Annotated in this window: 9 protein-coding genes and 1 pseudogene; 1 reads left to right on the forward strand and 9 read right to left on the reverse strand. The window is 37.5% G+C overall.

The features are described from left to right. Window positions 1-105: 105 nt before the first annotated feature. From ACP6PL_RS18855 to ACP6PL_RS18880, 6 genes and pseudogenes are all read right to left on the reverse strand, one after another. On the reverse strand, window positions 106-771 hold the full coding sequence (locus ACP6PL_RS18855) for a hypothetical protein (protein WP_426546811.1): 666 nt from the start codon (window positions 769-771) through the stop codon (window positions 106-108). Window positions 772-922: 151 nt separating this feature from the next. Beyond that, window positions 923-1168, reverse strand: a complete 246-nt coding sequence (locus tag ACP6PL_RS18860) for a hypothetical protein (protein WP_426546812.1) — start codon at window positions 1166-1168, stop codon at window positions 923-925. A 290-nt stretch (window positions 1169-1458) separates the two neighbouring features. After that, window positions 1459-3621, reverse strand: coding sequence for a lytic transglycosylase domain-containing protein (locus ACP6PL_RS18865; protein ID WP_426546813.1), 2163 nt, complete (start codon window positions 3619-3621; stop codon window positions 1459-1461). 862 nt (window positions 3622-4483) lie between these two features. Beyond that, the gene (locus ACP6PL_RS18870) at window positions 4484-4810 is read right to left on the reverse strand and encodes a WD40 repeat domain-containing protein (protein WP_426546814.1); all 327 of its coding nucleotides are present in this window, start codon (window positions 4808-4810) and stop codon (window positions 4484-4486) included. Between the two features lie 3 nt (window positions 4811-4813). Then, a pseudogene (locus ACP6PL_RS18875) lies at window positions 4814-4957 on the reverse strand (WD40 repeat domain-containing protein); the annotation flags it as partial. A 62-nt stretch (window positions 4958-5019) separates the two neighbouring features. Next, window positions 5020-5532 carry a WD40 repeat domain-containing protein gene (locus ACP6PL_RS18880; RefSeq protein WP_426546815.1) on the reverse strand — a complete coding sequence of 171 codons (513 nt, stop codon included), beginning with the start codon at window positions 5530-5532 and terminating at the stop codon, window positions 5020-5022. A 490-nt stretch (window positions 5533-6022) separates the two neighbouring features. Between ACP6PL_RS18880 and ACP6PL_RS18885 the strand changes: the two genes are divergently transcribed. Beyond that, window positions 6023-9691, forward strand: a complete 3669-nt coding sequence (locus tag ACP6PL_RS18885) for a Ser-Thr-rich GPI-anchored membrane family protein (RefSeq protein WP_426546816.1) — start codon at window positions 6023-6025, stop codon at window positions 9689-9691. A 193-nt stretch (window positions 9692-9884) separates the two neighbouring features. Here the strand turns inward: ACP6PL_RS18885 and ACP6PL_RS18890 are convergent, their stop codons facing one another. The 3 genes from ACP6PL_RS18890 to ACP6PL_RS18900 form a co-directional block, all read right to left on the reverse strand. Then, window positions 9885-10289: a PIN domain-containing protein gene (locus ACP6PL_RS18890; RefSeq protein WP_426546818.1), complete on the reverse strand. Its 405-nt coding sequence runs from the start codon at window positions 10287-10289 to the stop codon at window positions 9885-9887. After that, window positions 10289-10597: a hypothetical protein gene (locus tag ACP6PL_RS18895; RefSeq protein WP_426546819.1), complete on the reverse strand. Its 309-nt coding sequence runs from the start codon at window positions 10595-10597 to the stop codon at window positions 10289-10291. The genes ACP6PL_RS18890 and ACP6PL_RS18895 overlap by 1 nt, the downstream gene beginning before the upstream one ends. 193 nt (window positions 10598-10790) lie before the next feature. Next, complete coding sequence (locus ACP6PL_RS18900; RefSeq protein WP_426546820.1) at window positions 10791-15263, reverse strand: nSTAND1 domain-containing NTPase; 4473 nt, start codon at window positions 15261-15263, stop codon at window positions 10791-10793. Window positions 15264-15492: the final 229 nt, after the last annotated feature.

Genomic DNA, 15492 nt, shown 5'->3' on the forward strand with positions numbered 1-15492 from the left:
ATTTTAAAGATTTTTTATTTAAGTAGTAAAATTAAACATTCCTAAGTTAAATTTAGCACGCAAAAATTTATGTTTTTCATATCTATTCTCAGTTTAATTTATTGCTTAAAGTTGCTCTCGAAATTTATACTTAACTTCCTTATTCCCAGCACCTATAACGCAAGTGCAACGAAGAGAAACTTCACCTCTTCTACCTGGTGTACCATCAGCATTTAACCAAGTTACTGTTTCACTTCTGAGAAAAATGTCACTCAAATTTTTATCGGTATAGTCATACATACATTCTCCTTTTACTGTTAATATAGATTCTTGTCTTTCATTTTCTTCTGTGTTTTGAAAATCTGATAAATGATACTTTAATTCAAACTCTAGAGCTAGTTTATTTACAACTTCTGTATAAAAAGCTGAAATTGAAGATTTATTTTCATAAAATTCTGTTATTTCAAAGCCTGTTTCCGAAAGTAAATCTTGAGATAAATTAGAATTTATTTCTTGATTTATTCCTAGAATAATACTTGTTTTATCGAGTTCTTGCATACCAGCTTGAAGCTTATCTAAACATGATTTTAAATCTTTATATATAAACACCTTTTGACCTAAATTTTTGCAGTCTTCCTCAAGATTTTCAGCCAGGCGAGCATAATGATCATTTCTATTCTTAAAAAAACCTTTATCTTCAGTTATAAAGTGAACTTGGTAATTTTCTCTTAGTAGAGAAAGTATTGCTTCCCAAATAGCATAATCTTTGAAATTGTTGATTTTTTTCTCCATTAGGTGGTGTTCCTTCATCTACGCGCTGAAGTGCTGACTTAGCGTGTTCAAAAGTAAACGGAACTCTTTTAATCCACGGCTCAATTTCTTTCATTCTGCTTTCTATAGACTCTTTAATTGCAGTTTTATCTGGTACTGCTTAATCAGATCGCTATCCCATGATAATTTCAATTATTTTAAAGTTTTTCTTGATATTTTCAACAGCTTCATATCCATATTTAATAATATGTTTTATCACTTCATTTTCAATAACTTCTGGCAACCCAATACAGCCATTATTTTGTTTGATACAATAAAGTAATGCTGCTCCTAAAGGCGTTTTTAGTAAAATAGTAGAATTTTGTTTCCATATATTAGCATCAATTACCACACAGAGTTTTTTTGACTTTTTTTCCATACAAATAAATCCTAAAAAATATTATTTTTTGACTATAATTTCTCTATCAACAAATTGTAGGTGCTAGTCACCAAAAAACAAGGTATTCTACCTCTTTTAACGACATAAAAAAACTCCTATTTAGTATTTAAACCCTCCAACTTCAGCAGAATAATATTATGTCCGGTTAAATAGTTATAATTAAAGTTCGTAGTTGGGCTTCAGCCCCATCTATAGTTAGGGCTAAAGCCCAACTACAAACTATCACCGATCGTCCGTACATCCGTGGAAAAATTTATGTCCTGCCTTTCTTATTTTTTATATTTAGCATAATGCCTCTCCATTAACCGAGAAACTTCAGGATTATAAATCTGCAAATAATTCCAATAATTTTCAAAGACAGCCTCCACATAACCCCTCGTTTCTGGATAAGGTATTTTCTCGACAAAAGCATCAGCATCATCAAACCCAAAACGCTTTAACCAACTACTTACAGCATTCGGACCAGCATTATAACTCGCTACTGCCAACATAGAATTATTCTGATACTCTTTATGAGTAAAATCCAAATAAAAAGTACCTAAATTCACATTATCATTTACATTCTCCAAATCATAACTAACAAGATTAATTTTCTTAGCAGCTTCTTTTCCAGTTTCCGGCATTATCTGCATTAATCCTGTTGCTCCCACAACCGATTTAATCTTGGGCATAAAACGAGATTCTTGACGAATTAAAGCACTCACTAAAACAGTATTTAACTCTCGTTTATTAGACCATTTAACAATAGTTTCCAAATAAGGAAAAGGATACAAAGTTTGCCAATAAGTAGGCTTTTCTTTTAAAGCTTTATACTCAGCTATCTCCTCTGGTTTTTCCCGTTGACTCAAGCTAGTCAACATCCAAATACCATCTAAATTTTCCCCCACACCAATCCTCAATACACCATCAGTATACTGTTGAGCAACAGTTGGATTCATCCGTTCTTCAAATTCCATCTGCCACTGTTTCCAAGCATCCCGATCTTGACCAATTTGATACAGTTCGCGCAATGTTTCAGAGCCAAAAGGTAGTGGATCGCGCCCTTTCGTATGTACAACCTCTGGAGACAAATCTCTAACTGTTGTAAAATCTCCCACAGGCCAACCTAATATTACTGCTGATCGCCAAGCATAATAAGAGTGAGGATACCGTAAAATCATATACTCAAAAGCTTTTTTAGCATCCTTTGTCAACCCAAGTTGTTGTGCCCACTTACCTACCCAGAAACCTGCTTGCGCTGCTAACTCACTATCAGGATTATTCACAGTCAACTCTTGCGCCCACTTCCAAGCTGCTTGTAAATTACCGCCTGCAGCAGCTTGTTCGGCTAACTCCCACCGTAGTTTAGCAGCAGTATCAGAATTATTATACTCTCTCAACAATTGTTGACGTACCAGTGAAGCAGACTGAGCAGATTCAAGTTTATCAAGCAACTTAGACTTATCTAACATAGCTTCAGGTGCATGACTAGGGAAATTAGCAATTACTCTGTCAAGATAAGGTATGGCATCTTTGCGTTCAACCAATCTTGATAAACGGATCAAACCCAAAGCTGTATGTTCTCCACCATTGGGAAATGTATTAATTAAGGTTTTATAAGCTTCGCGAGATTCTTTAGTTTTTCGCCCTAACCACAACCCCCTAGCATAACGATATAGATTTTTTGGTGTTTTAGTTGCTTTTTCGTAGGCAAGGGCACCTTTACCATAGTCCTGTTTTTCCCAATACCCAAAAGCAATCATTTCCCAATCTTCGGGAGTTAACTGGGAGGCATATTTTGTTCTCAGTTGTTCCAATACTGTGCCATATTCCGGCACATGAAAACCATACTTAGCAATGAGCAATAATAACTGAGGTTGATTAGGATTTTGCTTTAATTTTTCCTGAGCAATTTTAACTGTAGTTGGATAACCAGGAAATTTAGCGATCGCCTCATCCCAGTATTCTGGGTTTTGTTTTCCTAACACATACAAAGCTTCTGCCACTACTGCTTCTTCCGGATAGGTTTTTAAGACTTCTTCCCAAGTTTTTTGTGCTTTGTCTATTTCCCCTATTTGTTCGTAAACTTGCGCCCGTTTAACCAAAATATATGGTGCTAGAACTGTATATTCTTGTTCTAAATCTTTAAGTTGAGCGATCGCCAACTCTGCCTCTCCTTGTTGAATTAAATCATTAGCCAGAATATAACGAGCGCGACTGGCATTAAGAGATTTTCCTGTTTTTATCGCAGCCTCCAATTTACTCTGGCGTTGCTCTGGTGGCAATGACACAAAATTTGTTACATCTAACTCTGGGTTAAGTTTTTGGATGGCATTTTGGGAGATTTTATTAGTGTTAGTGCTAGTGAGTTGTGGTAGAAAAACTCCCAGTAACAGAGCGCCAATAGAAGCGACTACTACTATAGAAACTTTTGTTATGTTTTGCTTTAACATTTACTTGCCGTAAGTTAATTTTAAATTTGTTTGGTTTGAGTATTAATTTTTTCCCTGTAAGGATAATTGAACATTGCTAGTGTGTATTAAAATTTACACTCTTAGGAAAAGTTGTAATTTCTCCATCTAGCAGTTAATTAATTGGGACTTTCGTCCAAGTTTTGACTCTTGCCAGTATTTTATATCAGGTTATGAGTATCACTTATAGCTGAAGTTAGAAGTAGGTAAGAATGGCCATTCGCTCCTACATTTTTTAATTTGAGAATTATGAGAATGTCCTAATAGTTAATGATAACTGCTATAAATAATAACAGAAGTTCCTACTGCCTCGGAGTACCTCCTTTTTAGGAGGAATTTAAGTATTCAACCGAATTTAATATTATTAGAGTCTTTTCTTCTGTTTGCTACACATTTTCCTACTTATTTCCGGACTTTAATCTTGCTTTTTGTATCACCCGTTCTATAATCAATTATATAATAACAATTACCAAGAGTAATGGTATACTTAGGTAGGACTTCAATTATTAAGTAATTAACAGCGACTTTTGAACTTCTTTGATAATTACTAGCTATTTAATGTTAATTATTCTTATGTCTACTTCTCGGTCTCGGACATTGCATACAACGTCCTTACCTAATCAATAAAAGGCGTTGCATATTTGCGGCATGAATTAGTGGAAGTGTGGGGAGTGTCAGGAGTGTGGGAGGAATTAGAGTTTTAGAGAAAGAGGAAGTACAAAGATTCATCCCTTGGTTCAGCAACGCCAGTTTTTAAGAAATGTTATAATACTAAGCATTTAAGGCGCGGACATTGGTAAATCCTATTTGCGGGGCATTTGGGCACCGAAAACTCAGTCAGACTCTATTGTTCCACTGCACCCAAAGTTTTTAACATCTCCAAATGAGCATCAGTTAATCCTTTTACCCCAGTAATGTTCATACCTTCATAAGGTCTAGCCACTCGCATAGTTTTCAAACATTCACCACTCTCAACATCCCACAGTTTAATAGTTTCATCCAAACTACCAGTAATAACCATTCGACTATCCCTACTACAATCTAATGATGAGATCCGAACGTTATGCGCCTCGATAATTTTCAGGCATTTTCCAGTTGAAGCATCCCAAAACCTTAAAGTGCCATCCTGACCCCCACTGATAACAAATTTACCATTAGCAGCAAATTTCACAGGTCACACTAAACCTTGATGTCCGTGAAGCGTGTTCAGGCATTCTCCCGTTCTCACATTCCAAAGCTTTAACTTACTATCTTCACTGCCACTCACTAAAAACTGCCCATCCGGACTAAAAGCGATCGATATCACATTATTTGTGTGGCCGTGTAAAGTTTACAGCGGTTTTCATATGAATAAACCACAATGATACTGACTTCTAACTCCTAATCTCCTGACTCCTGACTTCTGACTCCTAACAATGAATTTAGTGGTCTACTCAACTGAAAAGCGCTGTAAAGACATTCATCACTCTCAACATCCCAAATTTTGATAGTTTTGTCATCACTACTACTAGCAAGAGTTTTGCCATCATGGCTAAATTCAACTTTCCAAATCCAACTGTCATGCCCTGACAAAACATGAAAATTACCAGTATCAATATTCCAAATTTTGACAATTGAATCCCGATCTCCACTAGCTAGAAGTTGACTGCAAGGACTAAATGTCACCGTCCAAATTCCACCTTGATAGTGTTCAGTAGGATTAGGATATCGGAAAGTTTGCCTACAACAACCTGCATTAACATCCCAAACCATAATACTTTCATCATCACCACAACTAGCAATTTGTTTACCATCAGGACTAAAAACTACTGCCCAAATTAAACCAATATGCCCCCTCAAATTTTGCAGACATTCTCCAGTGTTCGCATCCCATAACCTAATAGCAGCATCCAAATGACTGCTAGCAATTAGTTTTCCATACCTTCTCTGGTTGTAAATCTTGAAAATTGATAAATATAGTTATCGAGCAATTTTGTTTTTTCCTGGTGTCACTAAAACATAGGTAGATGTTGTATTAATTTTGGCCATTAGATATCTCTAATCTCTAAATATTAATTTATGGATATGTATTATATCACACTCATTTTTAAATCTTGTCGATTATCGACAAGATCTAAAAAATTTTTGTCGATCTTAAAATTAAATTATGGTAAAACGCTTACTATAAGTCAGTTTTAAGATTTTTTTCTTATGAAAAAATTTGCCTATCTTTAACTATCGACGATCGAAAAAAAATTTATTTGCTTAGATTATGATATAGTTATTTAAGTAATTTATTAGACATTAAAAGCTTGTTTATGCGAGTATTTACTGAGATGCTAATACCTTAGTAATTAACTCAAGAAAAAATATTGAGCTAAAAAATTTTTCCAGGGAGGTCATTGTGGAGAATATTTTTGGAGACCAGTCTAACATTTTGGAACAACAGTTTACCAACCCAATGTTAGCTGGGATAGATAGAGCAAACGTTAGTAATGAGTGGCGATCGCTTAGTGCTATTAAGTCGAGTGTAGAGAGTTTGGGACTAGAAGTCCAACAACTAAACACATCAAAAGTGTTCGAGTTAACTGAACCCAAGCTTTTATTGGCCTCAAATTCTCCACCAGGGGAGGAAGATCCAATAATAGGTAAGGAGAACGAAGCAGTTGCGGAAAAAAATGACAGTTTGACAAATCCAACCAATGCTGAAACTAGAATTCAAGCTCGAACTCGAAGCTCTTCTTCTGTTGAAAAGGTAAACATCACTTCTCCAACTAGCAGTACCAGTCTCGAACCAGGACAACGCTATACTATCCGATGGACAGATAACTTCAGGGATAATGTGAAGCTAGAACTATACAAAGGCAGTTCCTGGGAACAAACAATTTCTAACTCTACCTCCAGTGATGGCAGTTACTCTTGGACAGTGCCCACATCTTTAAGTAGTGGGAGTGACTACAGAATTAGGATTCGTAACGTCAACAATGGTAGGCTTTCCGACTTTAGCAGTAATTTCACCATTGAACCAGAAGACTTCATAACAGTCACAGCACCCAACGGAGGCAATACCCTAGAACCTGGAAAAAGCTACACTATTACTTGGAACGACAACATTGACGAAAATGTTAATATAAAACTATTGCTGTTACCTGCTGACACGGTGTCAATATCCAGGAATATTACCAGTTCCACCAGTAGCGATGGCAGTTACACTTGGACTGTACCTGAGAACGTAGTTGGCATCGCCGATGGCAATAGCGAGTACAAAATACAAATCACCAGCGTCAGCGATAACAGCGTTTCAGACTTGAGCAATAGCAGCTTTACTATCGAACCAGATGAACAGGTAAATATTACTTCTCCAACCAGTCGTACCAATCTGGAACCAGGAGACCGCTACACTATTCGGTGGAATGACAACTTCAGCGATAACGTTAGGTTGGATCTCTACAAAGGCAGTTCCTTACAACAAACAATTTCTCGTTCTACCAGAAGCGATGGTAGTCACTCTTGGACAGTGCCGACATCTTTAAGCAGCGGTAGTAACTATAGAATCAGAATTCGCAATGTGAACGACAGTAGCGTTTCTGACTTTAGCAGTAATTTCACCATCGAACCAGATGAACAGGTAAACATCACTTCCCCAACCAGCAGTACTAGTCTGGAACCTGGACAAAGATACACGATTCGGTGGAACGACAACTTCAGGGATGATGTGAGGCTGGATCTGTACAAAGGCAGTTCCTTACAACAAACAATTTCTCGTTCAACCAGAAGCGATGGCAGTTACTCTTGGACAGTACCGACATCTTTAAGCAGTGGTAGTAACTATAGAATCAGAATTCGCAATGTGAACGACAGTAGCGTTTCTGACTTTAGCAGTAATTTCACTATTGAACCAGATGAACAGGTAAATATTACTTCTCCAACTAGTCGTACCAATCTGGAACCAGGAGACCGCTACACTATTCGGTGGAACGACAACTTCAGCGATAACGTCAGGTTGGATCTCTACAAAGGCAGTTCCTTACAACAAACAATTTCTCGTTCAACCAGAAGCGATGGTAGTCACTCTTGGACAGTGCCGACATCTTTAAGCAGCGGTAGCGACTACAGAATCAGAATTCGCAATGTGAACGACAGTAGCGTTTCTGACTTTAGCAGTAATTTCACTATTGAACCAGATGAACAGGTAAACATTACTTCTCCAACGAGTCGTACCAATCTGGAACCGGGAGACCGCTACACTATTCGGTGGACGGACAACTTCAGTGATAATGTCAGGTTGGATCTGTACAAAGGCAACTCGTTCCAACAAACAATTTCTCGTTCAACCCGGAGCGATGGTAGTCACCCTTGGACAGTGCCCACATCTTTAAGCAGTGGTAGCAACTACAGAATCAGAATTCGCAATGTGAACGACAGTAGCGTTTCTGACTTTAGCAGTAATTTCACCATCGAACCAGATGAACAGGTAAACATCACTTCCCCAACCAGCAGTACTAGTCTGGAACCTGGACAAAGATACACGATTCGGTGGAACGACAACTTCAGGGATGATGTGAGGCTGGATCTGTACAAAGGCAGTTCCTTACAACAAACAATTTCTCGTTCAACCAGAAGCGATGGCAGTTACTCTTGGACAGTACCGACATCTTTAAGCAGTGGTAGTAACTATAGAATCAGAATTCGCAATGTGAACGACAGTAGCGTTTCTGACTTTAGCAGTAATTTCACCATCGAACCAGATGAACAGGTAAATATTACTTCTCCAACGAGTCGTACCAATCTGGAACCAGGAGACCGCTACACTATTCGGTGGAATGACAACTTCAGCGATAACGTTAGGTTGGATCTCTACAAAGGCAGTTCCTTACAACAAACAATTTCTCGTTCTACCAGAAGCGATGGTAGTCACTCTTGGACAGTGCCGACATCTTTAAGCAGCGGTAGCGACTACAGAATCAGAATTCGCAATGTGAACGACAGTAGCGTTTCTGACTTTAGCAGTAATTTCACTATTGCAGCAGTGACTCCCCCTCCAGAAGAAGAAAACAGTTTGGGCACGGCTCGCAATATCGGTACCATCAGCGGTAGTCGCAGTTTTCGCGACTCTGTAAGCAGGAGCGACACTAACGACTTCTATCGGTTTAACGTTAGTCAATCTGGTATTTTTACCGCTGATTTAACTGGGTTGAGTGGAGATGCAGATGTCCGACTAATTAAAGACCGCAATAACAACGGTCGAATAGATCGAGGTGAAGTCGAAGCTTGGCAATGGGAGCGTGGCTCTGGTAGTGAATCAATTCGTAAATTTGTTACTCGTGGTACTTACTTCCTGCAAGTCAACAGCTACCGAAACCAAAGCACTAATTATAACTTAACGACTAACTTTAGTGCTGCCTCTCGCGATAATCATCAATTCTCTATCGAAATTGATGTGGATGGGTCGGTGAGTTTAACTTCTCAGATGAGAAATGCGGTAGAAGAAGCTGCTAGTTTTTGGGAAAATGTCATCTCCCACAGCAGCCTTAACTTGAATCACAGATTGACTATTGATGTAGAAGGAAAGGATCTAGGTGGAAGAGATGGAGGTGGGATAGCACTAGCTGAAGCTGGTCCCCGTAATCGGACAACTGATGCTAATGGAAATTGGAAACCAATGTCCGGTATTGCTAGGATCAATATCAACCCAGAAGCTTTAGAACAGTTGAGTGACATTGATTATTTCAAAGGAGTAATGATACATGAATTTGGGCACGTTCTCGGCTTAGGAAGAGCTGGTTGGGGCAGAAATAATCTAACGTCTGGTGCAAGTTACAAGGCTAATACTGATGCCGGGTGGGCTTATGGTGAGTTACTAGGTACGTTTAGACAAACTGCCATACCCCTAACTACAGGTGAAGGTGAAGGTTCTGACGGCGCTCACTGGAAAGAGGAAGTTTTTGGTGATGAAATCATGACTCATGAAGCCGACGATGATTACCCCTTGAGCCAAATGACGATAGCTTCTTTAAGGGATATGGGTTGGAATGTTAATTATGGTGCAGCAGAAGAATATTCTTTACCCTAAAGATGGAGATGAGGTTGAATACATCTAGAAAAATGAACTATGTAACAGAACTTGGGTTCTTGAAAATTGTCTAGTACAATTCTCAACCTAAAGTCAATTTTTAAGATTCGCTAGAAAAGAGCGATCGCCCTCTCTAAAAACAATCACGTTTGAGGAGCGATCGCTTTCTCGATTCAATACAATTATCATTCAACTATTGCAGCCAATTTTCCAAAATTAACCCTTCAATTCTCGACATATCTGAATCATTAGAAACTAAAACCAGATTATGATAAATTGCTGTAGCTGCAATCAAAATATCGGGAAATTGTATTGGTGTTCCCTTACTTCTTAAATCTGCATAAATGCCAGACGCAATATTAATTATTTCTATCCGGTCTAAAAACAAAATTTTTAGCTCCTTCTTACACAAATTCTCCAGAATAGCTAACTTTTTCTGGGATTTAATTGCCAATAAACCTCCCTCACTTTCAAAATAAGTAATACAACTGATAAAAAGTTGCTCTTCTCTAGCATTAACATCATTCAGTTTATCAAATAGTCTAGAATCTTTTTTCAGAATAGCAGTCAATATATTTGTATCTAATAAATATTCCATTAGTAGCTTTTCCTTAAGCCTCTAACTGCTGTATCAAACTCTTCTATTTCTCTACCTGTTAAATCACTCAGTAGTCCAAACATTACTTGCCCTCCTAATATGCGTCTAATTTTACCAGTAAGTGTTTTATCAGTCATTTCTTGCAATTGTTCTACGGTATAATTTCTCCTCAAAGTATCATCTACAATTCCAACCATTTCATCTCTATCTAAATGTTCTAACAAGCGATCGGTAGCTAGAAAATTTTCTACAATTGAAATTACTCTATTCTGAAAAATATTATCGATACTAACAGAAACTTTAGGCATAATTTTCTCCTTTTTATTTTTACATCTTTAAGTTTAGCATTTTTTTTGCGTTGGCGTAGTTTTGCTTGGGGAAAGTTTTTACTAAAAGTTAGGCGAACTTAATTTAAGTTAGGACGAATAATGGCAGACTCAAACAATTACTGACTGAGAAGGATCTTGATTGTCAGATTCGATATTCAGCGGTCGTAACTCACTAAAACCCTTCACAAATACCCCTATCGCTTTCTTTGATATCAGAACTACTCTGCAAATAATCGTGAATAACATCGCAACCCCGCCCCAACAAATTCTCTAAATCAAAATTCCACAACATCCCCACCCTATCCCTACCAACAGCACCAAGCATTTTACCATCAGGACTAAAGCTAACATCCATCACTCCTTCCCGAATAGCTTCTAAACTCACCAACTCTTTGCCATCAAGATTCCAAATTTTCACCGTACCGTCATCGCTACCAGTCGCAATTATTTTGCCGTCCGGAGTAAAACTCAAACTATTCACTGTTCCCTGATGACCTCTGAGAATTCCCACTACTTGACCTTTAGGAGTTAGTAATTTCACTGTATTATCAGAACAAGTTGCAGCAATAATCTTCCCATCTGCACTAAAACTAATCTTTCTCACCACACTACACAACCCCTCAACCTTTTCTAATTCCTCACCCTCGAGGTTCCATATTTTCAGCACAACCTGACTATCACCACCAAAACCAGCAGCAGCGATCGCCTGACCATCAGGACTAAAAGTTACACTTCTGAGGTCATCAATACCCCCTGGAATAGTCAGCAATTGTTGACCGCGAATATTCCATAATTTAATCGTCTTATCCAAGCTAGCAGTAGCCAACATCTTACCATCAGGACTATAACTAATACTATAAACCTGATCCTGATGTCCGGTGAGAGTCGCATTTCCTAAACCAGCTAAATTCCAAACAATACCCGTTCCATCAGCACTTGCAGAAGCTACAGTTTCACCATCAGGACTAAAACTCAAACTATAAATACCACGCTGATGTCCCTTCATAGTTGCTAACTCCTCCCCTTCCCGACTCCAAATTTTCACGGTATTGTCATAACTTCCAGTAGCAATAGCATCTTTGCTCAAACTAATAGCTGTAATATAACTGGTATGTCCTCTGAGAATAGGTAGCTTTTGTTCTTGCAGACTCCAAAGTTTAATCGTATTGTCTGCACTAGCAGAAGCTAGAGTCAACCTATCATTACTAAAACTGAGACTACTAACCCAGGTACCATGACCTTTGAGAGTTGCTATTTCTCGACCGTAATGAGTCCATAGTTTAATCTCTCCATCAGAACTTCCTGAAGCAATAGTCTTACCATCCACACTAAAGTTAACGCTAACAACTGGACTTTTATGCCCCCTCAAAGTACCTATTTCTTTGCCATCCATACCCCAGACTTTAACGGTATTATCCCAACTAGCAGTGGCAATAGTTTTACTATCAGGACTCACACTAACGCTCAAAACTCTCTCTTTGTGACCTTTGAGAGTAGCTAATTGTTTTCCCTTAGCATTCCATAACTTCACGGTTTTGTCTTCACCCGCAGATGCTAATACTTTACCGTAGCTAACACTATAAATTTTATCCTGATTAGCTTTAATAGAAAGAAGTTGCTTCCCCTGAAGATTCCACAATTTAATTATCCCATCTACGCCACCAGAAGCAAGAGTCTTGCCATCCGCACTAAAATTGACACTATTAACTGCTCCCTGGTGTCCTTGCATTGTACTTAAGAGTTTACCATCCCGACTCCAGAGTTTCACCGTACCATCTTGACTACCAGAAGCTAATACTTTACCATTTTTACTCATACTCACACTGTAAACTGCCCCCTGATGTCCTTTCAAGGTAGCAATTTCCTCACCATAGCTAGTCCATAGTTTGATTGTACTATCATCACTAGCAGAAGCAATAATTTCTCCATCTTGGCTCAAACTGATGCTATTAACAGGTTGTGTATGTTTTGCTATGGTTCTGCGCTTACTCACACCATAAACAGTTTTTTGCAGAGCTATCAAAACTCCCATTCTTATATCTGCTGCTACTTCAGAAGCATCATGTAATTGTTTGCCAGCTTTAATAGCAGTAAGTAAAGCATCAAAACGTTGGTTAGCAGTAAACTGATTTTCTGCTGACAAACTCAAGGCATTAAGTTGGGCATTTAATTTATCTTTTTCTGCTACTCCCCAATTAATTAAGGAAAAGCCACTTAAACATCCTAAGACTATGATTAATCCCACTATACTCTTAATGCGAAAATTGCTTTGAAAACGTTTGCGATTAATACTTTTTTCGAGAAATTCTTTGGCTAATACAGACACAAAAGCACTTTCAGGATCGCTCTCTAATAAATTTTCAGCTAAACTTAATTTGCGCCCAGTTAGCAAATATTTATCCGATCTATCTTTTTTCAGCCATCGTTGAGCATCCTCTTCCATTCCGGGTTTTTGTTTAATTGCCTCCCTATTTGACTCTACCCAAAAATTTAACTGAGACCAATTATTAATAATTGTATTATGAGCTAATTCTACTACCGTTACTGTTTGATTACTATTTTGATAATTTGTGAATTTTGTAATTAATATTAATCTGGCTTTTGCTATTTTTTTTAGTACCTTACTTACAATTGCTAATGATTGTTTAGGAGTAATTAAATTTGTCTTCAATACTTGTTTACAACTTGCTACTGTATCTTCATTAATTTGTACAAGTTTGAGAAATATCTGCTTTGCTACCTGACGCTCTCTAGCATTAAAGGAATGATAAATTGCATAACCTTGTTTTTCTAGACAACCTTTTACTCCACCTAAATTAATATATTGATTCAGAGTAAATTGATTGCCCCGGCTCTGTTGCCATAGTTCTGTTAGAGTATATTGTAAGAGTGGTAAGCTACCATAATTTTCTGTATCAATAATCATTTGTTCGACTAATTCTGGGTGTATTTCTATACCTACTTGTTTTGCCGGTTCGGCGATAGCTTGTTGCAATTCCAGTCTAGTCATCGGTGTTACTGTTACTAAATGGGATTGAATTTGCCTAGCTAACCCAGAATATTCTTGTTCAAAGCATTTACCTAAAAATTCTGCTCCCATAGTGATAATTAATAGCAGCCCACTAGCGTTAGAGTTACCAAGGTAACTTCTATCTATTGCTCCCATCAAACATTCAAAAAATTGCTGTCTTTCTATTTTGTCTGAACACAGGGTAAAAACTTCCTCAAACTGATCTATTACCATAACGATTCGAGATGCTTGAGTATTTTTCAGCACTTGTCTAAACCCACTAGCACCTTGATTAATTAATTCTTCAATTTCTAAAGGTGAATGAATTATGCGCTCAATGTTGGTCTTTTCTCTTCCTTCTTCTAGGTTTTCATTACCAGAATTTTTAGTTGTCGGCGGTGGTGTTAGAGATGATTTTATACGGGTTCGTTTTGTTTTATGTATAGGTGGTGGAGGCGGAGGGTAAATTGATAATTTGGGCGATCGCTCTCTTTCTTGTTGATGCTGCAAAGGAGTTGATGATAATTCTTTTACAGGTGTTAGTAAAGTCTGTAGTTGATAATCTACAAATGCTGCGGCTAAATTTTTTAAAGGATGTTCACTAGGTCTAATAATTAATATTGGCCAAGTATTACTGCCTGACAATCTTTGCCCTAGTTTTAATTGATATAATAATCCTGCTTTAACAATACTTGATTTACCAATTCCACTTGCTCCTACTACTGCTAAGAAATTCCGAGAGCGAACTTTTTCTAAAAGTAGATTGACTAAATTTTTTCTACCATAAAAATATTTGAAGTCTTTATCATTAAACTCAAATGCAGCTAATCCTTTATAAGGACAAACTCCGGCTGTTAGATCGGTATTTTCTGTATTTTCTTTTTCCCCAGTCAAGATAATTTCATTTCCAGAATTATGAAACACTGGGGGCTGAATTGAAAGATTTAGCTTTTGATTGAGATAGTCTATTAAACTATAATTTGTTACCCAACCATTGGGATTATTTTCTGGTTCTAAAGCTTCTAATAAATAATTTGTGAGAAAGCTATGTTCTGAATTTATTTGTATTGTAGTTGCTTCGGCTGGTTGAGAAACAAAAATAAAACATCTATCATTATCGGTTGATTCTATATTACCCAGAGCTGTTTGTAAGAAGTTAATTTTTTTTTCTTGATAGTAACAATCTAACCATACTATTTGTTGTTTAACCGGGGATTTTTGTAATAGTTGACTTAACCAATGTAGGGAAATGCCCCATTTTCCTTTTTCAGGGTTAGTATCACTGGTTGCTAAAAATCCTTCTTGTACTCCCCCTTCTTCATCTAATACACTATTTCCTACAAAAAATAATAAGGCAGTTTCAGGTATATTATTTTGGGGATTAAATAATTTAGAAATAGCTTCTTTTAAAGGATTTATGGAACTATTTTTCGTCTTTGCATGAGGATCTACTTGCCAATAACCTTCTATTTTAACTTCTGGAAAGCGCTGCACATGAAAATTTCCAGAAGTCTCTAATAATTGAGCTATCGCTTCTGCATCTGCTGCTGGTTTAATTAGGTCTTGGGGGTGGCCAGAGCCATCTCTGAGTAAAGGATAGTGATTAATGCCCACTACTAATGCTTCTCGGTTCATGCACGGTAGCCCATTTTAGTTAATAACTGGCCAATTTATTATAATACTAATTTTATCAAAAAAATAGGGGTTTGGTCTCCAAACCCTTCTAGGTTGCTCGCTCCTGAAACATAATTTTAGTCTAGTGCAGGATGATGGAAATAAGTTACCAGTGACAAAATACTCAAAGCCTTACCAATCAAAACTTCTGAATTCCCATCCAGGCTCCCCTCCTGGGAGGGGCGGGGGT

The sequence above is a fragment of the Dapis purpurea BLCC-M126 genome, assembly GCF_050015975.1.
In the GTDB taxonomy this organism is placed as follows: Bacteria; Cyanobacteriota; Cyanobacteriia; order Cyanobacteriales; family Microcoleaceae; genus Trichodesmium.